The organism is Rhizobium leguminosarum (assembly GCF_019798305.1).
Lineage (GTDB): Bacteria > Pseudomonadota > Alphaproteobacteria > Rhizobiales > Rhizobiaceae > Rhizobium > Rhizobium leguminosarum_U.
In genome coordinates, this window is record NZ_JAAXDD010000003.1 from 88,188 (window position 1) to 110,613 (window position 22,426).

The following is a 22,426-nucleotide window of genomic DNA, read 5'->3' on the forward strand; positions in this document are numbered from 1 at the left end:
CCTGCCACCGAGACTATGTTTGCCATCCGCCGCGCTTTGTGACGGCCTTTTCGCAGCCGGATTCTGGCCGCGTGTTTGGAACTAATGACGGGCGAGATTGTTTCAGCAGTGACTTTGGCATGGCGCTTACGTTCCCTCCTGGCTGGGTAAGCCTCGATTTTGAGGAGACTCGCATCATGAAGATTTCATCTGGATATCGTTCAGTCGCGGCTGCGGTTATCGCTGCAGCAGGAATCAGCTTTGCCGGCTCCGCGCATGCCGACAGTGGTACGATCAGCTTCTCAGTCTACAAGGCTGCCTTCTTTGTGGGTGGTTCTGGAGGCGAGGGCACGCTGACCTTCCATGGTCGCCATTATCCCATTTCTGTCGGCGGCATTTCGGGCGGCCTCGCTTTCGGGGCTTCTAAGACCTATTTCCATGGTGCCGTTCGCCACATTCGCCGCGCCCGGGATGTGACGGGGGTCTACGGTGCGGCTGGCGGTGGCGGCGCGGTCGGCAAAGGGGCACAGGTAATCGTCATGACCAATGACAAGGGCGCCCAACTCGAACTCTCAGGCAAGCAGGTAGGCCTGCAAGTAAACGCCGATCTCAGCGGCATTGCCATCACGGTGAAGTAAGGGCCGTCGCTCCGTTCGTCATCCCTTCAGTCGGCCCAGCTTTCAGCGCTACCATCTAGGAAGCGGTCGTTCCCCTGTCGGCCTCAAATCGGTCGTTCCTTCACACCGATCCCAACGACTGGTCCTGGCGCAAACGTAACGTCGATAGGCGGATAGCCCCTGGAAACAAGGCCTATGTTCGCATCATTGGGGGAAGGTCCGGTCGTCGCTCTCCCATTCCCTGCCGGACGAGCGATAGGGTAGCAATACCCGCCTCATCGGCCGCACGCAGAAGCGCTTCCCGGAATTGTTCCGGGGCAATCTTGCCGCTCAATGCGTCGACGCAGGCTTTGACGGCAGCCACATATTCCTCGCCGTCATCGCAAGGCCAGTCGTTGATCAGGAGACGCGCCGCGTCGCCCAGCGTCCATACGATCTTGCGAGATGCCGGGCCTCGCAAAGCAAACCCAACCGGCGTGAATGCTGATGATGTGTTCCAGCACATTGTCCTCGACCCCTCAAGGCACGGATACTGCAGTCCCCAGTTCAATATACGCGCGTATTTTGAAATTTGGAATTGAAATTTGTCGAATAATGCGGCTTGAACGCGAGCTGCCGAATGAAGCAGAAACGGCGCTCAAACTTCCCTATTCGGTCCCATTTTTCGCCGCGCTCACCGCAATTCTGCAGTAACCCGAAAGATGCCGCCGGCCGACGCGTCGGAGCAGACGACGAAGGTCGAGCCCTCCTGCGCCATGAAGGCGACATTGCCGCCGGCTTCGCAGGGGGTGGCGCTCCATTGCAGGATGATATCGCCATTGTCGGGCAGTTTTTCCAGCGTGACCTTCGCTGCACTTGCCATCCACTCCGTCGCCGATGGCAGGTGGACGGGGGCGTTCAGCTGCTTCGACAGCCAGGCGGTATAATTCTGCGCCACGGCAAGCGGCACGTCGTCGGCCGGCTGCTGTGGATTGTCGGCATAGGCCTGTGCGGCGGCAGGATCGGAATTGGCGGTGTAATATTCTGCCATCTCGGCACGGGTGACCGCCTTCGTCTGCATGCAGAAGGACTTGTCGATCGTCACGGCGCCATTGGCAACGCCAAGCATGCCGCCGAGCTCCTTCATCGACGAGGTCATCAGCCGGACATTCTCCAGTGAATAACTTCCGGCCGGAACGGTCTCGAAGGCAAGCGTCTGCGATACCGGGCAGAAGCCGCGTGCCGACAGCGCCTCGAGATCGGCAAGGATCGGCTGGTAGGCAACGATCGCGAGCTTATAGGCTTCCGCAGTGTAACGGCCGTCGGCCTCGCCGATCTTCGGGGCGAGGGCCGCAAGCGTCGGATCGGCCGCACCGGCGCGTGTGGCGATCGAGGCGTTGAGATCGGTGACTTTCTGCTTCAGCGCCGTCGCCTCGTCCTTTGCCGCCATGACATCGGCGATGACGGCGTCGAACAGTTTGGCGGCATCGCCATAGCCTGAGGTTGCGGCCGGCATCTGCCACTGCTCGGCCTTGGCCTTGGCCTCGGTCATCAGCCCGCTCGCCTTCTTAACGTCGGGGCTATCGCCGGCGCCGATGCGATCGACCGTTTCGCGCTTTGCCACCGCCTCCTTTTCGGCCGCCGTCAGCGCGGTCAGCGCTTTGGCGAGGTCGTCAAATGTCGTTTTCGATGCGTCGTAGGCGTCGACCGCAGCATGCATCTGCTTGGCAGTGGCGGCCTCGACGGCAGTCTTCATCTTGGCGTCGGCCTCGGCAAAACCTGGCGCCTTGTCGCCGCCGGCGGCAGACGCGGCAGCTTTTGCCTTTTCGGCATTCTCCTTCGAGATACCGATCAGCGCGTTGCCGAGATTGATGGCGGCCGTCTGGAAGCCCGGAAGGGCCTTTTCATAGTCTTCGTCCTTGAGCAGCGCGTCGGCCGATGTCAGCGCCGCGGCGCCGGTATCATAGGCGAGCTTTGCCTGGTCACCGGAAGGGCGCTCCGGCGCCTTGGCGGCGATCGCCTTCTGCTTGCGGCTTTCGGCCTCCTTCTTCCAGGTACCGACATCGGCGACAAGCTTCGGGTCCGGGCGCAGCAGCTTCGGGATGGTGACGACACCGACGCCGATGCAGATCAAGAGCAGCGCGCCGATCATGGACAGCTTGGCAAGCGTCCATTTTTTCGGCTTCGGCGCCTCCAGCTGCTGTTGCATGCCGCCGCGCGGATCCCACGACATCGGCTGGATACCAGTCGTGACGCGAGCGAATTCGCCCAGCGCATCGGCGCCCATGCGCGGTCGCGCGGCCGGGTCGCGGCTCAGCATCCTTTCCACAAGGCTTGCAAGCCCCTCGGGGAAACCGGGGATCAGCACGTCCAAGCGGGGAAAGACGTTGGAAGGGTCGAGATGGATGTTCTTCCAGCTCTGCTCGCGCTGGTGCTCGTCTTCCCAGACCATGACGCTGTCGAAGACGCTGGCATAGGTCTGCCGCGGCAGGAAGAGCTTGTAGGCGATCATGCCCATGGCGTAGATATCGAGTGCCGATGAGGCGGAGAAGGTGCCGCTGGCATAGATCTCCGGCGCGCCGAATTCCGGCACGTAGGGCGGGATGATGTGCTCGCCGATCTTCGAGATCAGGTGCAGGTTGCCGATCCGCACCGACAGGCCGGAATAATCCTCCGACACATAGATGCACTGGTCCGTCAGGGCGTTGTGGGCATAACCGGCGCCGTGCAGCGTCGCCAGGCCTTCGAGGATGTGGCGGCCGATTTCGACGGCGCGCTCGTAAGCCACCATTTCCGTTTCGTCGAGATACTGGTGCAGCGTTTTCGATGGCCGCTTCTCGACGATATAAAAATTGTCGTCTTCCGGCGACGGCGGAATGAGGTCCTCGATTTCGACGAAGCGCCGGGCCGTGAGCGATTTGGCCTCGTTTATGGAGGTCCAGACCCGCTCGAAACGAGCCTTGTCCAGTTTCAGCGCCATATCGGGCGCGACGATGAAGACCGAATGGTCCATCCGCTTGTCCTGGGCCGGATAGACGATGAATTCGTTTTCATAGATCGGTTCGCCGATCGTGTAGCGGGCGATCAGATCACTTCTCATGCACGTGTCCCCCTGCATTCATTGCATTCATGAAACCGAATTCTATTCGCCTGCCAGTAATGGATCGCCGATCAGGCCTGCAGCGAGCAGCAGGCCGGTCTTGGTATCGCGCAGCGCGAAGGCAAAACGGGCATCGGCGACCACGCGAACAAGCTTCGGATCGATGCTGCGTTCCGTGATAACAGCCGTGGCCGCTGCCGCCTCCGTCCCGTTTTCGTCAACCTTGATCATCGTCTTCTGCAGGACGCGCGACAAGCGGATGTTTTCCTTGGTGAAACCCGGGAAACCCGCATCCTTGGCCTTCTCGGGCGCCACTCCCATCGCATTGAGTATCGGCATCAAATCACGCCCGTCGTTCAGGGAAAAGCGGGGCAGGAAGATTTCGCCCTTGGCCGCTTCGAATTTCTCGCCTTGCAGCCAGGAAGCGAGCGCCTTCAGGTCCGCGCCGCCGACACCCTTGCCGGATCGCGCCGCCACCACGACCATACTGTAGCTCTCGCCGGCATAGGCAAGGTCGACGGCGGTGAATTTCTCGTTGGAGCGGAACCTCTGGCCATCGCCGGCAAGATGCATCATCGGCACAGAAATCGTCGACCCATCCGGCCGCTGAAACGGGCTTGCCGGGCTTTCCCTATCGAAGGAGGTCTTCCAGCGCGCCTTGAAGGAGAGCGCGCCAAGACTGACGAAGCCGCCGCCCGGCGGTGCGTCCAGGATGACAGGAATGGCGCCTCGCGTTGCTTGTTTGACCCAGCCGTTGATGTGCTCGACAGATTTCGGTCCGTCGAGATCCTCGATCGAAGGATTGATGCGGTGGCCGGCGAGCATAGAGAGCGCATTGGGGACGAGCACCAGCCTGTCGTCGAAGACGATCGCAACCGCCGTCGCCAAAGGCGCATCCGCCGCTGCCGGCTTCTCGGGGGTCATGGCGTCAAGCGCCATCTCCGGTCCCTTCGCCTCGCCGCCGAAGCCGAGGCCCTTGGCGATCGAGGCCTTGCCTTGCTCGGAGGCGCCAAGGGCGGCAAGACCGAGTGCTGCGGCAAGGCTTGCCGGCGACACCATGATATTGGCAGCACCCTCCTTTGCCAGCGTCCGTTCGATCAGTTCGGCGGCGAGCCCGGCTTGCGCTGTAAGCATCGCCTTGCTGTCGCCGGCATGAGCCGGAGCAAGCGCCAACAGGGAAGCGGCAAGACCCGCCAGCAGAGTGGATTTCGGCATGGTTCGCTCCTGTTCAGCGGATGCGATAGAATTTGGAATCGAACGACCATTTGCCTTGGGCGCCGGTCTCGTCGTCGCCGACGATCCTGAGGCTTCGGGCGAGATCGTAGACATAGTTGAAGGCGGCGCGCTGGCCGACGAGCGGCGTCGGCACATCCGGCAGGTCGAGCACTTCGATCGGCTTGTCGCTGAGGATGGCAACGACCATACCGACGCCTGCCGGCCCCTCCACCACATATTCGAAGCCGGTATAGGGATTGCGCGCATCGGGCACGACGACCGGCCGGGCCGGATCGAGCCGGTTGTCGCCGCTTTTGGCTGATGGTTTCAGGCCCATGGAACGCTTGTTCGGGTAAAGCTGCGTCAGCTTGCCGGAGGCGTCGATATCGACCAGGATCAGGTAACCGGACTTCTTGGTGGAGACGCGCATCGCCACCTTGTCGCCGATGCTGACCGCGGTGCCGGGCAGCACGTCGACGGCGACGCCCGCCTCGTTGTCGCTCTTCAGCGTGTTCTCGACGGCGGCGACTGCCGTCTTCGCCTGCTCGCCGGTGATCACATCCCGGCCAAGCGCATCCGGCTGGCCATAAAATTGTGGCACCGGTGTGAAGCGGCAATCCTCGGCATGCGTCCGGCAATATTCGTCGGATTTGCGCCGGACATAATCGAGCAAAGCGGCATTGCTGACATTCGGCTTGTCGGCCGCGCGCGCCACGCCATCCTGGACGCCTTCGATGAAGTGGCGGGTGAAGACGCCGAGCGCCGGCTTGGCCTCGCGGTCGACGAGCGCCCATTGCCCCGCGTTGACGGCCGACCAGACCATGGCGTTTTCGCCGCCGAAGGAGAATTTCGCTTCCTTGCCAGATTTGTTCGGCGGTTCGAGCGCTGCCAGCGCCGGGCCGAGGCAACGCACGGTGCCGGAGGGTGCGGCCACCGCGCTGCGGCTGCCGGGGCCGACATGGCAGGCATCAATCAGCAGCGTGACGCGGCGGTCCTTGAGGCTGTTCAGCCTTGCGGCGATTTCGGTTTCGCGGATCTGGTTGGTGACGGTCACCTTGCCGCCCTCGCGCACCAGCTTGGCATCGGCTGCAACCAGCGTCGGGCTGGTCGTCGCCTCCGCCCCCATTTCCTCCGAGCCCTGACCGCTGAAATAGAGGAAGACGCGGCTTCCGTGCGTCGACTGGCGCACCAGCCAGTCGTCGATTTCGGCAAGGATCGCCTCGCGGCTCGCCTTGCGGTTGGTCAGCGTGTGGATCTGTTCCGGGCGGTAGGCAAGCGTCTTGACGAGGAAGACCTGCATCGCTTTCACATCGGTGGCGGACCCGGTCAGCTTCGCCTCGCGCATCTCGTAATCGTCGATGCCGATCAACAGCGCGCGGTCGCCGGGCGAGCTTTCGATCACCGGCGTCTGGACGACGGGCGGCTGAACGGCGGGTTCGTCGGCGACGGGCTTGTCAGCCGGCGGAGTATCGCTGGCGGGCGTTTCGGTCGTAGCAGCCGGCGCGGTATCGCCGGCGGGCGGGGTGGTAATGGTGAGATTGGCCAGTTTCTGCCCGGACTGCCGCTGCTTCGTCCCGCCACCAGTCGTGGTGGACGCGACCTGATCGTCGGCAGCGGGCCCTTCAACATTCGGCACGTCACCATCGGTCTTTGCGGCGATCCAGTCGCGGAAGGCGGCAACACGAGTATAGACGCCGTAGTGCTCCGCCTCGGCGCAGCCGGCGCCCCAGCTGACGATGCCGAGCTGGATCCAGCGCTTGTCGGGACGCTGGGCAACCAGTGGCCCGCCGCTGTCGCCCTGGCAGGCATCCTTGCCGCCTTCGGCATAACCGGCGCAGACATTGCGCTCGTCGATCGGGTTCATGCGCATCGAGCTGTCGCGGTAGGCGGCGCGGCAGTCCTCGCGCGGGACGATCGGCAGTTCCACTTCCTGCAGCTCGGTCGGCAGGTATTTGTCGTCCCAGCCGTGATCGGCCTTGGTGTAGCCCCAGCCGGTGACGACGGCCGGGTGGCCTGCGGCCTCCACTTCGTCATCGGAGGCCGAGGCAAGGATCGCCGGCTTCGACTTGGCGGGCTCGCTCAGCTTGATCAGGGCGATGTCGTTGGCGAATACTTTGCGGTCGAAATCCTCGTGGATGATCACCTCTTCCACGGCAAGCCCCGGCTTGTCGGGCCCGTCGACCGCGATCACCTTGTCGATCTTCGACTTGCCCTCGACGATCAGCAGGTCGCGGGCGAAGAGATCCTGCTTGCCGGAGCGGCCGCTGGTGACGCAATGGGCGGCCGTCAATATCCAGCGCGGCGAAATCAGCGAGCCGCCGCAATGGCCGCCGAAGCGGCCGCGCTGTTCGGGGTCGGGCGCGAGGATCTTCACCTGCCAGGGCCATTCGCCCTTCTTGGCCGTCTGGCCGCCGATGACACGCCCGCCATCTTCACCGGCGAAATCGGTATCCTGCTGCGCAAGAGCCGGAGAGCCGAGCAGCAGCATGACGGCCGTAACGTTGAGGATCCTGCTGATCGGCGTGCTCATAGCTTGGCTCCGGCGGAGGTATAGAGGACCGTGAATCCGAGGCGCGCGCCCTCGGGCAGGAATTCGCCGAGGCGCTTGGCGATATTGCCGGCGGTGCGGCGCCTGTCGTTCTGCTTCAGGAATTCAATAAGGTCGGGCATCGGGGTTTCAGAGGTGACGGCGACGAGCAGGTCCGTGCCAAAAGGTGCGACGACGGAAAGGTCGAGATCGAAGGTCTGAGACATCTCGGCATCGACCTCCTTCTCGTTCGGATAGAGGAACTGTACGCTCCCATTGCCGGTGACGTCGAAGAGCACGAGCTTGCGGGCTGATAGATCCGAAACCGTGACGCCGACGCGCTCGCCTTCGCGATGGACGGTGTCGGAAGGCGTCACGCGCACGGTCTGCGGGTTGGTCTCGGAGAGCCGCTTCAGCGCATCGAGCGCGGCCATCCGGTCGACGACGAAAGGCATATCCCCGGCGCCGACGCCGGAGGCGACGACATCGCCGCCGGCAATCGCCTCGCGTTTTTCGGGATCGAAGACGAGTTCGGCATCAGCACCCTCCGTCAGCTTGAACGACGTGACGGCTGATACAATCCCCTGCAGCACCGGCTCGGAGCCGAGGGCGGCAACGCTGATCGACGCGGGCTCGGCGGGCAGCGGAGTTTTTGATTTCTCCGCCGCCTGGGCCCCCGCCCCTTCGTAATGATAGACGACCGCGCGATCGAGATCGGTTCCGGGCGCGCTTTCGGTAAAGATGTTCTGTCGCTGGTTGGTGAACTGATAGACCGCCTGGCGCACATATTCGAACAGTTCACGGCGGCTGACGGCGCCGTCGCCGTTGCGGTCCGCGGCCCCTTCGAAGGCGCGGGCGGTGGCATAGCTCAGCGCGCCGCGTTTCTGCGGAATGCCGGGAATTGATATTTCCGGCGACTTGGTGTTTTCGTCGACGGCGGCGAGAAAGGTCAGCCGCTTGAAATCGAAGCCGGTGGACAGCGCGTCCGCCGTCGTCGAAATCGGCGCGAGATCGTCCTCCTCGATCGTATAGGAAGGCGCCTGACGCCAGGTGATCTCGGCGCCGCGCGGATCGACGTCGCGGGTCATGCCGCCGGCATGGCAGGTATCGGCGATGAAGACGACATCGGCGCCCTTGGCCTCGAGCTTGCGGATCAGCGTCTTGAATTCGTCGCCGAAGATGCGCTCGCGCGATCCCGGCAGCCGGGTGTCGAAGCCTGCAAGGATATAGACTTCGTCGCGGCCGCTCGGTTTGGAACCCTTGACGCGTTCCGGCTCGCTCGACCCGTGACCCGCGATGCCGAGCACGATCAGGTCGCCAGGCCCTGCCCGTTCCGTCACGGCCTCGATCGCATGAAAAATGCCCTCGCGGTCGGCAGCGCCGTTCTTCAAGAGCGTCATGTCCTCGACGCCGACCGAGCGCAGCGAAAGCGAAAGGTCGTCGGCGTCGGCGACGGCGCCGTGCAGCGGCGGAACATTGCGGTAGAGGTCGATGCCGATCAGCACGGCCCTGACTGCACCACGCTCGGGCGCCTCGATCACCTTTGCCAGGCTGTCGGTGGCCGCCATGGTGAGGAGGGCAAGTGCTGCGGCCATGGAAACGAATGCGGTCATGGCCAGATTCCCCCTCGCCCGGCCTATTCGCGGCGCCATTCGACGCGGCGGTTCAGCGCATCGACATCGTCTTCGGTGAGGTTTGCGGTTGCCGTGACGTCCACCGGTTCGGATGCCCCGCGGCCTTCGGCGTCGATTGTCGCGTCGAGGCCGTTGCTCTTCAGGAAGTCGGCGACGGCCTGGGCGCGGCGTTCGGAAAGCTTCTGATTGTAGTCGTCACCGCCGCGCCGGTCGGTATGGCCAACGAGGATGATGCGGCCGGGCTTCTGCTCCTTCAGCGCCTCCAGCAATTCCTGGGCTGCTTCGGTGCCGATCGAGGTGAAGCTCGACTTGTTGAAGTCGAAGGTGATCGGAACCGGAATGGAGACCGGCACGATGCCGCGCACATTCTCGGAATAGATGCCGCCGAGCACGCCGCTGCGGTGGTCCTTCTCGGCCGGCACGAAGCTACCTTCAGGATTGTCGCTCGTCGGGTTGGCGGCAAGGATGCGGGCCTGGGCGGCGCGCTGGATGAGATCGGAGATCGTCTCGGCGGACGGCGCTTTCGGCGTGCGGGTCTCGTTCTTGATGATCTCGATCGCCTGCTGGTAATCGGCGGCGGCATCGGCGAAGCGGCGTGCGGAGAAATAGATCTCGCCGAGCGTGGCGGAGGCCTGCCAGAGAACCTGCGGGCTGTCGGCGGCGACAAGCAGCGGCTCGTAATCGGCGACCGGCTGGTTGGCGGCCATCATCTCCTGGGCTGCTGAAAGCCTGAGGGCCGCGACGCGGCGCTGGGCATTCACCTGGAACTGGCCGCAATCGGCGCTGACGGCGATCGCATCGGCCTCAGCCGCGGCAGCACCGATATCCTTGGCGGCGACGGCGGTGTTCAGCTTGTCGAGAAGGGCGGTGCAAACAGGCGTATCGGCGTTCGCTACCACGATCTCCTCCCCGGTCTGGCCAGGTTCGGCCGAACGGCCGAGATTTAGCTGCGGCATCTTGATGCTGAAACCGCCGGGAAGCTTGAATTGCGGCATCTTGATCTGCGGCATCGGCAGTTTCGGCATCTTCGTCTGCGAAGACTGGCTCGGCTGCTTGTACTGCGTGGGCTGCTTATATTGGGTCGGCCGGGTGGATGAGGTGGTGTCGGCCGGACCGATCAGCTCCAGTTCGTCGGCGGCAAGCTCCTGGCCGGGCGCCAGATTGGTGACGATCTTGTATTTCTTCGGCGGCTGCTGGGTTGCCTGCTCGACAGGCTTCGGCGCGACCTTTTTCGGGGCAGCCGGCTTCGGTTTTTCCACCACCGTTTCCGGCTTCTTGGCGACTTCCTGTTTCGTTACCGGCTTCGGCTTCGGAGCAGCCGCAGGTTTCGGCGCAACGGGCGGCTTTGCAGCCTGCTCGACCGGTTTCGCTGCGGGGGCGGCTGCGACGGGCGGGATGGCAGCCGGACTATCGACCGTCGTCAGCATCAGCGTCTTGCTGCTGATCTTGGTGCCGAGGCTGCGGGCTTCTTCAAGGCTACGGGAAACGGCATCCATGCCGCCGTCGATCGAGCGGAACATACCGCCGCCGCTGCCGCCGAGATCGGCGAAGATGGTCAGCGGCTTGGAGGAATAGAATACTTTGATCTGCTCTTGGCCGACCGGGCCTGAAACCTGCAGCTTGGCGCCGCTTGCCGGATCCGGCACCTGCACGCGCTTGCCGGCGCCGACAAGGGCGTCCGTCTGGTACTTGTTCGGGAAAAGCTTCACGACCGCGCCGTTCGGCGAGACGTTCAGCACCGTAACATAGGCATTCTCGGTCGACTGGATGAAGAGGCCGACAACTTCGCCGATGGCGTATTTGGCTTCAGCGCGATCGAAGGTGATGCTGACAGGCCCAGTCTGCGCCGGCGCTTCGGTCAATGTGCGTTCGTTCTGCGCCTCGACGGCGGGAACCACCGAAAAGAACGAAAGAAAGGTGGCTGCTGCCAGGATGGCTTTACGGTTCGGCATTGAAAAACCTCCTCTTCGAACATCTCACACTGTGTTGAAGATGAGAATAGCACTGACTGGCGAAATTGGGATGGCTTCGCCTGTCTTGCTTGAGGGAGGGTTACAAATTATTTGGAGCCGGGAAGAATCCGCCAAGGCAAAGACGTGAGCAAGACTCACGCTCGGCAATATCCGGTGCCTTTTATAGTCCCGTTCGACTGCGAGGTGACGGTTAGTTCTTGGGTTTTTGCCCGGCTGATTTCAAAATCGAGATCAGGTCGCTCATTCCCTCGGGAGAGGAATTGTAGAGCCAGAGAATATCCGGATTGTCGATCGTGAATTCCTTGCCGGGGCCCGAGCCCATGTCGCGGCCGGGCGAGGTCGCATCGGGCAGCTTCGCCTCGCCGGGCGCCAGCCCCTTGGCGCGTTCGTGTTCGGCGATGATCGCAGTCGCCGCAGCAAAGGCCTTCTCGTTCTGTTGGCGCAGCGCTGCCAGCGAGGGGTTTCGCGCCGCAAGCGCGTCCTCAGCCGGGCCGGAATAGGCAAGCCCGGGTATCTGCAGCGCCAGCAGAAGGCCGATCGACAAGGTTAGGAGCCAGGATTTCGTCATGTCGTCAAATCCGTTATCAACCTGATGCGCGCCGCAATAGGACAAGCAGCCCGACAATAGGGAGAGGCCGGAAGGAAGGCAACGGCGCTCAGTGCCAATCGATTGGGAGGGTTGAAATCGACTGGCAACTGATGTCAGAGGATCTTCAATTGCTGCAGGCCGAGGCGCAGGTCGCGCAACATCTCGCCGAAGATCTCCTCGATCATTCCCGTCGACCAGACGACCATGGTGCCGTAGGGCGAGCGTTTGCGCTGCATGAAGCCTGCCGTCTCGAAATCGATCAACGTCTTGCGGCAGGTCTCGCTCGACATCACCGCGACGAGGAAACGGGCGAGATTGGACTGGTCGATCGCGCCGGCTTTCTCTGCCCAGTTCTGGATCAGCCGCGGCTTGGTGTCGGCAGTGAACATCGAGGCGAGCGCACGTTCCTGCGAGAGCCCCAGACGCTGCAGCTTGGCCGGATCGCGGGTGAGCGAAACCACGTAATCATTGTGCAGGTTGGCGAAGCGTTCGATATCCTCGGCGGTGCTGATGCCGAAGACCTTCATCGAATAGAGGAACTCGGCCATCAGATAGGTCGGCTCCGAGCGCAGCTGCGCCAGATGCTTGTCGTCCTTGCTGGCCGAGGCGGCGCAGACGCGGTCGGAGAAGTTGATCCTTGCCGCGCGAACCTGCTCCAGCAAGCTTATATCGAGCGCCAGTTCGTCACCGTTCCATTCCAGCATAAGCATTTCCTGCCGATAAATCTTCGAGACGATGATCTTGTACTATCGCCGGCGGAGATCTCCAAATCGTTTGGAAAGCAATAGCTTGCTGACGAGGCACAACTATCCTACCATTTTAAAGACTTGACGGTCACAGAGCATGATGCCGAAAAGTGCGAGCGGTTTTCGGACGACATCATGCTCTTGCTTTAATTGAGAACAGGATTCAGATTTTAGGCCGGATCGGCCTAAAATCATCCTGTTCTGGGGGTCGAGGCAATGCGTAGTTTTGGGTCGCATATTTTGTTTGCCGCGGCACTTGCGGTCGCCTCGCCGGTTTTCGCCAAGGACACGACGATTATAGAGCTTCGCGGCGGCGACGGCGCGCGCTCGGTCGGCATCATTTCTTCCAACGAGGAAGTCGAGGCATCCGGGCCGGCGGCGATCACCGTCGGCGACGACGGCACCATTTACATCCTCGACCAGAACAACGGCCGCGTGCTCGCCGTCGACGCCGAACGCTCGCAGGCCGATCCCGAAATCCTGCCGCTGCCGGAAAATGCGGCGCCGGAGGATCTCGCCGTCGTCCACAACGAACTCTACCTCTGGTCGGATGGTGTCGTGCCGCTCGAGCGCTCCACCGATGCCGACGGCCGGTCGCAGACGCTGCGCGCCGTCGACGGCGGCGATGCCGACGACTATACCCGCTCGGTCTTCGCCTCGATGGGCTCGGTATCGCCCGGTCCGCTGAACAGCATCATCGACGAGATCGGCCGCAGCACCAGCCGGCCCGAGGCCCGCCCGCCGGTTATTCAATACGTGCCGAGCCGCGGGCTCGGCGATATTGTCGCCGAGGTTTCGGCTGCCACAAACGACAAGGCGGAGATCCTGCTGCGGCGCAGCAGCTCGGAGGAGAATTTCCTCTCGCTGCAGCTCGCCTCGGAAGGCCGCATCGGCACCGTCGAACTTCTCGACATCGACACGACAGGCAGGCCCTATGCGCTGGTCGAACTCGTGCCCGCCGACCGGCCCGAGCGCACCGGCATGCTGGTGGTGCGCTTCACGCCGAATGGGGCGATGGACCGGGTCTACGACCTGCCGATCGACCCGGGAACGGTGTTCTCCAGGCGTTTTGTGGCGATCGGCCCACGCGGCGACGTGCTCTATCTGCGCTCGCAGGAAAGCCGGGCGCAGGTGCTGCGGCTCGACGGCCGGGAGCCCGGCGGCAAGCTCGCCGCCGCCCTGCCCGCAAAACAGTTGAATGCCGGTAAGCCCGGCAAGGCGCCGAAGGTGGCGATCGTGCCGAAATCGCGCAGCGACGTCATCGAGCGGGCCATCGGCTTCGAGACGCTGAACTGGCTGGTGACGCCGGCTGCTTACGGCAGGGATCCGGGGCCTGGCTGCGTCAACATGAACCGGCTGCGCCGTCCGATCTATCTGATCGGCAAGCGCGGCCAAACGGTCAAGGGTGTTCCCTATTGCTGGGGCTGCAAGACGCCACTCGAGAATTTCATCGGCGGCGTCGAAAAGGGCCAGACCGCCGGCAATGTCTGCACCAAGAGCGCGCCGCAATCCAACGTCCTCGGCGTCGATTGCTCCGGTTTCGTCAGCGACGCCTGGGGCCTGAAGATGCACGTTTCGACGCGCGCTATCCCCGGGATCACCAAGCGCCTCTCCGACCCCTGGTCGATGCGGCCGGGCGACGCGCTGAACAAGCCGGGCTCGCATGTGCTGTTGTTCATGCGCTTCACCGACGACCGCAAGGTGGAAGTGATGGAGGCCTCGCCGAATGCCTGCAAGGGTCGCGTCTGCCGCAATACCTATTCGCTCGGCAGCCTGTTGATGCGCGGCTACCAGCCGGTGCGCTTCAAGGGGCTGGATGGGTGAGAGGCGGGAGCGTCGCGCCGGCTGTCTGCTGCATAATTCAAAGTATTATAGCGGCCGCCGCTGTCTGAGGCATGCGGACCACAGTCCTGACGTGGGTGTCCACGCTATGATTTGCCACTTCCGCCCACCTCGTCCTCCGTCATGCTCGGCCTTGAGCCGAGCATCCACACGGCACCCACCAGCAGCCGCTGCATGGGTCCTCGAGTCAAGCCCGAGGATTACGGAGTGGGAGACGCGTTTCCGCCAAACTCACCCTCGCCACATCCCGTGGGTCTTCAGACGCGTGGCGCCCTCTCTCGGCGCCAGACGACGCTTCGTCGTCGCTAAAAGCCCATGCGCCGCGACGTTCTCGGCATAGTCACGATAGGCGGGATCACGGCTCAGCAGGCGCTCTTCGGCGCGGGCGCGCAGCAGGTAGACGAGACTGACGATCGCCAGCATGCCGGCTCGCGCCAGTCCTTCGGCAAGGCCCTGGCGATGAAGCTCGGGGTCGCAAACAGATACCAGGAGATGTTCTTCGAGATATAGGCCGTGATGCCGCGATGGGTCAGGTTAGAAAAGCGAGGCCGGAGACAATGGTCGCCCAGGCGTAGATTATCGCGCAGGACAGCGTCGCGACGCTCCAGAGGATCGGAGGGATGAGTCTCAGTCCTTGAGCCACGAAGAGACGAATTCTCAATAAAATATAGATAAAATGGACGCCGACGGACAATCTGTCCTAGTGCCAACTGCCGCCGCCATCGCCGCTAGAGCCGCCACCGCCACCGCCACCATTGTCGCCGCCGCCCATGCCGCCGCCAGAACTGGAATTTCCGCCGGATCCGTTTTCAGAACGGACAAAAGCCGGTTCATTGCTCCTTGCTGCTACCTTTTTGACGATGGGTGTTCGTTTTACTGTCGGCTGTTTATTGGCTGCCGGCTCTTCGCTGGTGAAAAGCGTCCTGGCGCCTGGATCGAAGATGCAGCTTTGCAGGATTGCGCCTGAGCCAACGATGAATGTCGAGCACAACAGGACCCGGATGATTTGATTGCTATTCATATAAGGCGCCCCCATGCCGCCGTCTCAGAAGAGATCGTACCTCGGATTTCGCTTTGCCCATGTCGCCTTGGCGAGCTGGATGAGTCTGTCGTTGAGTGATTTGGCTTTCGGAAGCGCCTTTTGTTCCTGAGCGGTCAGCTCGGCTGAGAAAATTCCTTCCGCTTTTTTCTTTGCAACGTCAGGCAGCGCCTTGAGTTCCGCCAACGCCTGATTTTTCGGATCACCGCTACCAGGCCTGTTTACCGCCATCGCCAGCGCAAAATAGTGTGCAGCGATCGCAAGGCTGTCGGGGTCGACGCCCTCATCTTTGGCCAGCTTGGCGCGGTCGAGAGCACCCCAATAGTCGCCGCGTTCTGCGCCTATCTCCAGCCATTTCACCGCTTCCGCCTTGTCCTCGGCAACGCCGACACCGTCGCGGTACATGCGTCCGAGGTTTGTCGGAGCGTAGGGCTGACCACCTTCTGCTGCCCGCGTGAATAGGTCTAGAGCTTTAGAAAGATCCTGCGGCGCGCCCTTACCAAAGCGATAGACCAGCGCTAGATTGTTCTGGGAATAGATGTCGTTGCGTTCGACTCCGGCCTCGTAAAAGCGAATGCCGCGCTCCGGATCGGCCGGAACTTTGACGCCATTAAGAAAGATATAGCCGAGAGCGTTCATTGCGTAGGTATGGCCGAGATCGGCAGCCTGCAGCATCATGCGCAATCCTTGCTGCTGGTCTGCTTTGACGCCCCGCCCGTAATACAGATCGTTCCCGAAGCTGTGCAGTGCGTAAGGGTCGCCTTTCTTGGCGGCTGCTTGAACGATTTCTGCAGCTTTATCGACATTGCGAGGCACTGAGGCACCAATTTCGTACATGGTCGAAAGATGATGGATCGCCCGGACATGTCCGGCATCCATCGCCTTCTTGATCGTCGCAAAAGCCGTCTTAGCGTCGCGGTTGGCCAGCTGGGCGCGGCCCAGTTGATAGACGAAGCGCGCGACTTCGGGATAGGCCTTCATAGCCTCCGTGCAGGCGGGCAGCGCTATGTCCGGATCGATCTCGTTCGGCAGTTTGCCCGATGTCACGCCCTGCAGGTCGAGGGGGGCTGCGGCTGATGTGTCGCAGGCGTCGAGCACCGGCTTGAAAGTGACGGTCGCCGGCGGCAGGTCGTCATTGGCAGCCTGCAGCGTCAGGGCGAAAGGCTGGTTTTCGCTGCCGATCTGCGGCTCGTAGGAAAGGGCCGGAATATCGGCTGCTTCGAGCACGTGACCGAGCCCGATCACCCGGTCTCCGGCCCGCAGCGTGCCCTTGTCGGGCAGGGCTGCGACCTTGAAGGTCATCTCCGCAACCGATGCCGGCACGACCGGCAGGCTGGCTTCAACAGGGCCGACGCCGATCGTGGTGCTCACGTCACGCGGCAGGGTCTTCAGATACGCGTCGGCATCGGCCAACCGCACCTGCTTTTCCTGGGCGAGCTGGGCGAGCTTGGCGCCGGCATCCGCCGAGACGGTGATCGCGACGACACCTTGCGTCGCCTGGCCATAAGGGTCGCTGACGGTATAGCCGATCAGGCCGACGGTTCCGGCGGTAACACCTGAAGAATCATAGGTCAGTGCCGTCAGTGCCGCGGCAGGCATCTTCGCGCCCTGCTCGACCGGCTTGCCGTCGAAGCTGAGCTTGCCGGTCTTGGGAAGCTGGTTGAGGGTGACGAGCAGCGCCGAGCCGGTCTCGTCATGCGGCGGGGCGATCGGCAATCTGGTCGCGGCCGCACCCTCCGGCACGCTCACCTGCTGCATCGATTCGACGCTCGGCGGCGGCGGCGCCGGAATGAAATAGAAACTGTCCATCAGCGAGGAATTTTCCCAGGGGACCTGCTTGCCGTTGGTCATGGCGATCACATCACGGCGCACGTCGGTGAGGACCTGGCGGATTTCCTTGTTGGGTTCGCTCGCCCGCTTGATGAAGGATTCGGAATAGGGGCTGAGCGCTCCGGTGCCATCGAGCGCCACCTGACCCGGTTCTGTGGAAAAGGCGATCAGAGTGCCGAGGTCGCTATCGATACGTGCGAGTCCGCGTGTGCTGCCGACGGGTTCCAGTTTTTCCGCCATCCAGAACTTCTGGGCGTTGAAGGGATTGTTGCGGCAGGCGTCGAGGAAGATCAGTTGCACCCGCGAATTCTGCTTGAGATGGTTCAGGATGAGGTCGAGCGGCATGGTCTGCGTCTCGACGTCATAGGGCGTCTCCAGTGTCGCATCGACCGGTACAAGGAAATTCTGACCGCCCACCTGGATGCCGTGGCCCGAATAATAGATCAGGCCGGCCTCGGCATTGCTGGTCGAACGCAGGAAGCGGCGAACCGTATCTTCGAGCCCGATACGGTCGACATTGACGCCGATCGTCACGTCGAAACCGGCGGCGCGCAACGTGGTGGCGACCTCTTCGACATCATTGGCAGGATTGGGAAGCGAGGGCAGCGTCTTATAGACCGAGTTGCCGATGACGAGAGCGACGCGGCGTCCGCTCTCTTCTGTAATGGCGGCAAATGCCGTGCCGATCGACAGCAGCATTGCCGCGACGATCAGCAGATAAGCGCACAGTCTGTTGATGTGGTGAAACTTGGGCATGGCTCGATCGCAAACATTCTATTGTCCAGAGTTCAATAAAATTTGCTGGCCTGCTGGTGCTGGGCCCCCTCCGCATTCACAGTTCAAAACTATTCCTCGGCGCTCTAAAAAGCAAGCTTCGCCGCCTCCAAGTCAATTGGAGCAGCCCCGTCAGATTGGAGGCCCGTCGTCGACAAGAAAGACCGTCGAAATCAAGAATTTAACATGCGGCCGGCGAAGTTTCCTTAGCCTCGAAACGTATAGTTGCCGATCGAGGCCGGTTTCATCTCGATGGAGAAGCCCGGCAGGGTGGGCGGCATGTAGGCGGCGTTCTCGATCAGGCAGGGGTCGAGGAAGTGTTCGTGCAGATGATCGACATATTCGATGACGCGGCCTTCCTTGGTCCCCGACACCGCGACGTAATCGATCATCGACAGATGCTGCACATATTCACAGAGGCCGACGCCGCCGGCATGCGGCCAGACCGGCAGCCCGAACTTGGCGGCAATCAGCAGCACGGAGAGAACTTCGTTCAGCCCGCCCATGCGGCAGGAATCGATCTGCACGATGTCGATTGCGCCCTCGGCGATGAACTGCTTGAACATGATGCGGTTCTGGCACATCTCGCCGGTCGCGACCTTCACCGGAGCGATCGCCTGGCGGATCTTGCGGTGGCCGGCGACATCATCGGGGCTTGTGGGTTCCTCGATGAAGAAGGGCTTGGCGAAGGAGAGCGCCTTCACCCAGTCGATCGCCTGGCCGACGTCCCATACCTGGTTGGCGTCGATCATCAGGTAACGATCGGGACCGATCACCTCGCGGGCGATCCTCAGACGGCGGATATCGTCTTCGAGATCGCGGCCGACCTTCATCTTGATATGGTTGAAGCCGGCGTCGATCGCTTCCTGGCAGAGGCGGCGCAGCTTTTCGTCGCCGTAGCCGAGCCAGCCGGCCGAGGTCGTGTAGCAGGCGTAGCCCTCTTTTTCGAGGATGGCGATGCGTTCCGCCTTGCCCGCCTCGGCGCGCTTCAGGATCTCGACCGCCTCGACGCGCGTCAGCACGTCGGTGAGATAGCGGTAATCGACGATATCGGCGATTTCTTCCGGCGACATCTCGGCGACGAGCCGCCAGACGGGCTTGCCGGCCTGCTTGGCGAGCAGATCCCAGACGGCATTGACGACCGAGCCGGTCGCGAGGTGAATGGCGCCCTTTTCCGGGCCGATCCAGCGCAGCTGGCTATCGCTGGTCAGATGGCGCCAGAAGGTGCCGGGATGGGCGAGAACCTCGGCAAGGTCGGCGCCGACGATGAGGTGGCGCATCGCCTCGATCGCCATGCAGCAAATGTCGTTGCCGCGGCCGATGGTGAAGGTCAGGCCGTGGCCGGCAAGATCAGGCGCATCCGTATCGAGAATGACGTAGGCGGCCGAATAGTCCGGATCGGGATTCATCGCATCGGATCCATCCAGGCTTTGCGAGGTGGGAAAGCGGAGATCGAAGACACGAAGGTCGGTGATGCGGGTCATGGTTGTTCCTCCCGATGATATGGGCCGATGATATGGGCCGATTATATAGAGCCGATTGCAATGGCCGGGCCGGCCGGCAAGACTGCCGGGCCGGCTGCATCAGCTGAAATCAGATCGTCCAGCCGCCGTCGATGGCGATCGCCTGGCCCGACGTGTAGGTCGCGCCGGCGAGATAAACGGCGAGGTCGGCGATCTCTTCCGGCGAGCCGAGCCGGCCCATCGGCTGGCGGGCGATGAAGGCGGCGCGCGCCGCGTCGTAATCGCCCTGCGCGCGCATGCGGTCCTGCAGCGACGGGCTTTCCACCGTGCCGGGGCAGATGGCGTTGCAGCGGATACCCTGACCGACATAATCGGCGGCGACGGCTTTGGTGAGCCCGATCACCGCCGCCTTGGTGACACCGTAGGCGAAGCGGTTCGGCACGCCCTTGATGCTGGAGGCGACGGAGGCCATGTTGATGATCGCTCCGTCCTTGCGTTCGATCATGCCCGGCAGCACGGCCCGGATGGTACGGATCATCGCCTTGACGTTGAGGTCGAAGGCGAATTCGAGATCGGAATCCTTCATCTCGAGGATCGAGCCGGCATGGACGAAGCCGGCGCAGTTGAACAGCACGTCAACAGTGCCGATCTCGGCGACGAGGGCCTTGACCGCATCCTCTTCGAGCACGTTCAGCTTATGAGTGGAAACGCCGGTCTCAGCGGCAAGCGTCGCCAGCGCCTCGGTGTTGATGTCAGTCGCGTGAACCTTGGCGCCGATCGCGGCAAAGGCTGCCGCCGTCGCCCGGCCGATGCCCTGACCGGCGGCGGTGATGAGAACGGTCTTGCCGGAAAGTCTGTTTGTCATGTCACGGGCCTTTTCTGGAATTGTCTACGCTCGACGATGGAGTGCGGCTGATGTCTTGGCGAAGCTCGGTCGTGATGGAGCACTCCGGTCTGCTTCGGCAGGTGCACGGCTCTCTGCGTTAAATGGAGGAGTTGGCGCCGTTGCACAGGCAGATCAGCGGGAGATTCACCCGATTGGCTGCTTTTTCGGCGATCTCCGCCGGCGGCAGGGCCGATGACCATTCCCATGCGCTGCACGGTCTTCCTCCCTGTCCCCGGCTTGCTTATGATCCTGCCGCTCGGGCGCCTTCGATACCTCAGCCGCTCGTTTTCGATCGACCTTTTCAGTGATGAGTTGTCTGTTTATAGACAAACAGACGATTGGCCAAGGGTCAAGTGCGAAGTTTTCCTTTTCCGGCTGCGGTTCTGCGTATATGCAGAATGATATTCACAGGAGGAAGGAATGGAGACCGACGAGTCCGACCGCTACCGCGCTCCTGCCCTCGACAAGGGCCTCGATATCCTGGAATTGCTCGCCGGCGTCGACAGTGGCCTCACCCAGGCCGAAATCGCCAAACGGCTCGACCGCAGCCCCAACGAATTCTACCGCATGCTCGACCGGCTGGTGCGCCGCGGTTACGTCACCCGGCTGGATGGCGACCGCTATTCGCTGACACTGAAGCTCTTCGGTCTTGCCCAACTGCACGCGCCGGTGCGCCGGCTCGCCTCCTATGCCACGCCGCTGATGCGCGATCTCGCCCAGCGCACGCGCCAGGCCAATCATCTTGCCGTCTTCGATCGTGGCGCTGCCGTCGTCATCGCCCAGCAGGAGGCGCCGGACTATTGGGGATTCTCGATCCGCATCGGCGCCCATATCAGCCTCTTCGACACCGGCTCGGGACATGTGCTGCTTGCCTTCCGCAGCGAGGAGGAGCGGGAAATGATGATCTCGGAACATGTGCGTAGCCGCTCGGAGATCGAACTCGGGCCCGAATTCTACGATCGTCTCCACCAGATCCGCGAGCGCGGCTACGAGATGATGGCGAGCGCCCAGACATCAGGCGTCTACAATCTTTCCGCTCCCGTTCTTGGACCGGACCGCCGCTGCATCGCCGCCCTCACCTGCCCCTTTATCGCGCTCGTCAATGCGCCGTCCGCTCCCGATATCACGCAGGCGATCACACTGGTGCAGAAGACCGCCGCCCAGCTTTCGCTGCTTGCCGGCGCCGATGTCGTCAACCCCGCCTGAAGCCTGAGAATTTTTATTTGAACAATCCATTCACCAGGAATAGGTTTGCCGCAAAACCACTCTGGGAGGAGAAGAGCGTGTTCATCGACACCCATCTGCACATCATCGACCGGTCGGCCCTGCCCTATCCCTGGCTCACCGGCGCGCCTGATCTCGATCATGATTTCCTTTACGAAACCTATGCGACTGAGGCTCGGCGCTGTGGCATCACCACGGCGCTGCACATGGAGGTCGACGTCGATCCCGCCGCGATGCAGGCCGAGACTGACCACGTCGCCAACATCTCTAAGAAGGAAGCCAGTCTGATTGCCGGTGCCATTGTCTCCTGCCGACCGGAAGAGGACGGCTTTGCCGCCTATCTCGAGCGGCAAAAGGCCGATCCCTTCGTCAAGGGGTTCCGCCGCGTGCTGCATGTCGTGCCCGATGATGTCTCCGAAGGCGCCCTGTTCCGTGAAAATATCAGGCGCGTCAGCGGCAGCGGCCTGACCTTCGACCTTTGCACATTGCCGCATCAGGCGGGCCGTGTGACCGCCCTCGTCGATCTTGCGCCCGACGTGCAGTTCGTGCTCGACCATTGCGGCGTACCGGATATCCGCTCGGACGCCTTCCAGCCATGGAAGGCGGGCATATCAGAGATTGCCCGGCGGCCGAACGTCGTCTGCAAGGTCTCCGGCGTCGTCGCCTATGCCGATGCGAAGACATGGGCGGCGCAAACGCTGCGGCCCTATATCGAACATGTGATCGCCAGCTTCGGCTGGGACCGCGCCGTCTGGGGCAGCGACTGGCCGGTTTGCACGCTCGGCGGCGGCCTCTCGACATGGGTCGCGGCGACCCATGCGATGCTTTCGGGCGTGAGCGAGGCGGAGCGTTCCAAGTTGCTTTTCGCCAACGCACAACGCCTCTGGTCGCTCTGACGTCACAAAATGAAGCAACCGATCTCGTCGACGTGCCATTTCGGCATGTTTTTTTGTACCATTCCCGGACAAAAAAGGTGCGATATTCTGCCTTAACGCTATCTACATGCAAG

16 protein-coding genes and 1 pseudogene are annotated in these 22,426 nt (G+C 62.4%); 4 read left to right on the plus strand and 13 right to left on the minus strand.

The genetic code is table 11. The features are described from left to right. Positions 1 to 176: 176 nt before the first annotated feature. Positions 177 to 617: a hypothetical protein gene (locus HFO99_RS06370; protein ID WP_222360006.1), complete on the plus strand. Its 441-nt coding sequence runs from the start codon at positions 177 to 179 to the stop codon at positions 615 to 617. A gap of 172 nt (positions 618 to 789) precedes the next feature. On the opposite strand, the gene HFO99_RS06375 is transcribed toward HFO99_RS06370, so the two are convergent. From HFO99_RS06375 to HFO99_RS06410, 8 genes are all read right to left on the minus strand, one after another. After that, on the minus strand, positions 790 to 1,101 hold the full coding sequence (locus HFO99_RS06375) for a DUF982 domain-containing protein (RefSeq protein WP_180696810.1): 312 nt from the start codon (positions 1,099 to 1,101) through the stop codon (positions 790 to 792). 168 nt (positions 1,102 to 1,269) lie between these two features. Further along, positions 1,270 to 3,675, minus strand: coding sequence for a protein kinase domain-containing protein (locus HFO99_RS06380; protein WP_222360008.1), 2,406 nt, complete (start codon positions 3,673 to 3,675; stop codon positions 1,270 to 1,272). Between the two features lie 42 nt (positions 3,676 to 3,717). After that, the gene (locus HFO99_RS06385) at positions 3,718 to 4,890 is read right to left on the minus strand and encodes a serpin family protein (protein WP_222360010.1); all 1,173 of its coding nucleotides are present in this window, start codon (positions 4,888 to 4,890) and stop codon (positions 3,718 to 3,720) included. Between the two features lie 13 nt (positions 4,891 to 4,903). Next, entirely contained in the window at positions 4,904 to 7,420 is a 2,517-nt protein-coding gene (locus HFO99_RS06390; RefSeq protein WP_222360012.1) for a trypsin-like serine protease, read from the minus strand. Further along, a complete protein-coding gene (locus HFO99_RS06395) occupies positions 7,417 to 9,030 on the minus strand; it encodes a caspase family protein (protein WP_222360014.1) in 1,614 nt (537 codons plus the stop codon). Before HFO99_RS06395 ends, HFO99_RS06390 begins: the two co-directional genes overlap by 4 nt. 23 nt (positions 9,031 to 9,053) lie before the next feature. Then, positions 9,054 to 11,003, minus strand: coding sequence for a DUF4384 domain-containing protein (locus HFO99_RS06400; RefSeq protein WP_222360017.1), 1,950 nt, complete (start codon positions 11,001 to 11,003; stop codon positions 9,054 to 9,056). A 211-nt stretch (positions 11,004 to 11,214) separates the two neighbouring features. Next, positions 11,215 to 11,592, minus strand: a complete 378-nt coding sequence (locus HFO99_RS06405) for a hypothetical protein (protein WP_222360019.1) — start codon at positions 11,590 to 11,592, stop codon at positions 11,215 to 11,217. 134 nt (positions 11,593 to 11,726) lie between these two features. Then, positions 11,727 to 12,317 carry a hypothetical protein gene (locus HFO99_RS06410; protein WP_222360021.1) on the minus strand — a complete coding sequence of 197 codons (591 nt, stop codon included), beginning with the start codon at positions 12,315 to 12,317 and terminating at the stop codon, positions 11,727 to 11,729. 258 nt (positions 12,318 to 12,575) lie between these two features. Here HFO99_RS06410 and HFO99_RS06415 point away from each other — a divergent pair, with 258 nt between their 5' ends. Further along, positions 12,576 to 14,183, plus strand: coding sequence for a hypothetical protein (locus HFO99_RS06415; RefSeq protein ID WP_222333861.1), 1,608 nt, complete (start codon positions 12,576 to 12,578; stop codon positions 14,181 to 14,183). A gap of 249 nt (positions 14,184 to 14,432) precedes the next feature. On the opposite strand, the pseudogene HFO99_RS33335 reads toward HFO99_RS06415, so the two are convergent. From HFO99_RS33335 to HFO99_RS06440, 5 genes and pseudogenes are all read right to left on the minus strand, one after another. Continuing rightward, positions 14,433 to 14,814: pseudogene (locus HFO99_RS33335) on the minus strand (hypothetical protein); the annotation flags it as partial. An 87-nt stretch (positions 14,815 to 14,901) separates the two neighbouring features. Then, positions 14,902 to 15,222 carry a hypothetical protein gene (locus tag HFO99_RS06425; protein WP_222360025.1) on the minus strand — a complete coding sequence of 107 codons (321 nt, stop codon included), beginning with the start codon at positions 15,220 to 15,222 and terminating at the stop codon, positions 14,902 to 14,904. 24 nt (positions 15,223 to 15,246) lie between these two features. Then, positions 15,247 to 17,826, minus strand: a complete 2,580-nt coding sequence (locus HFO99_RS06430; protein ID WP_222360027.1) for a caspase family protein — start codon at positions 17,824 to 17,826, stop codon at positions 15,247 to 15,249. A 224-nt stretch (positions 17,827 to 18,050) separates the two neighbouring features. Beyond that, positions 18,051 to 19,328, minus strand: a complete 1,278-nt coding sequence (locus tag HFO99_RS06435; protein WP_222360029.1) for an L-fuconate dehydratase — start codon at positions 19,326 to 19,328, stop codon at positions 18,051 to 18,053. Positions 19,329 to 19,437: 109 nt separating this feature from the next. Next, positions 19,438 to 20,172: an SDR family oxidoreductase gene (locus tag HFO99_RS06440; protein ID WP_130680108.1), complete on the minus strand. Its 735-nt coding sequence runs from the start codon at positions 20,170 to 20,172 to the stop codon at positions 19,438 to 19,440. 441 nt (positions 20,173 to 20,613) lie between these two features. Here HFO99_RS06440 and HFO99_RS06445 point away from each other — a divergent pair, with 441 nt between their 5' ends. Both HFO99_RS06445 and HFO99_RS06450 read left to right on the plus strand, forming a co-directional pair. Next, entirely contained in the window at positions 20,614 to 21,399 is a 786-nt protein-coding gene (locus HFO99_RS06445; protein WP_222360031.1) for an IclR family transcriptional regulator, read from the plus strand. Between the two features lie 77 nt (positions 21,400 to 21,476). Then, positions 21,477 to 22,313: an amidohydrolase family protein gene (locus HFO99_RS06450; RefSeq protein ID WP_222360033.1), complete on the plus strand. Its 837-nt coding sequence runs from the start codon at positions 21,477 to 21,479 to the stop codon at positions 22,311 to 22,313. The last annotated feature ends 113 nt before the right edge of the window (positions 22,314 to 22,426 follow it).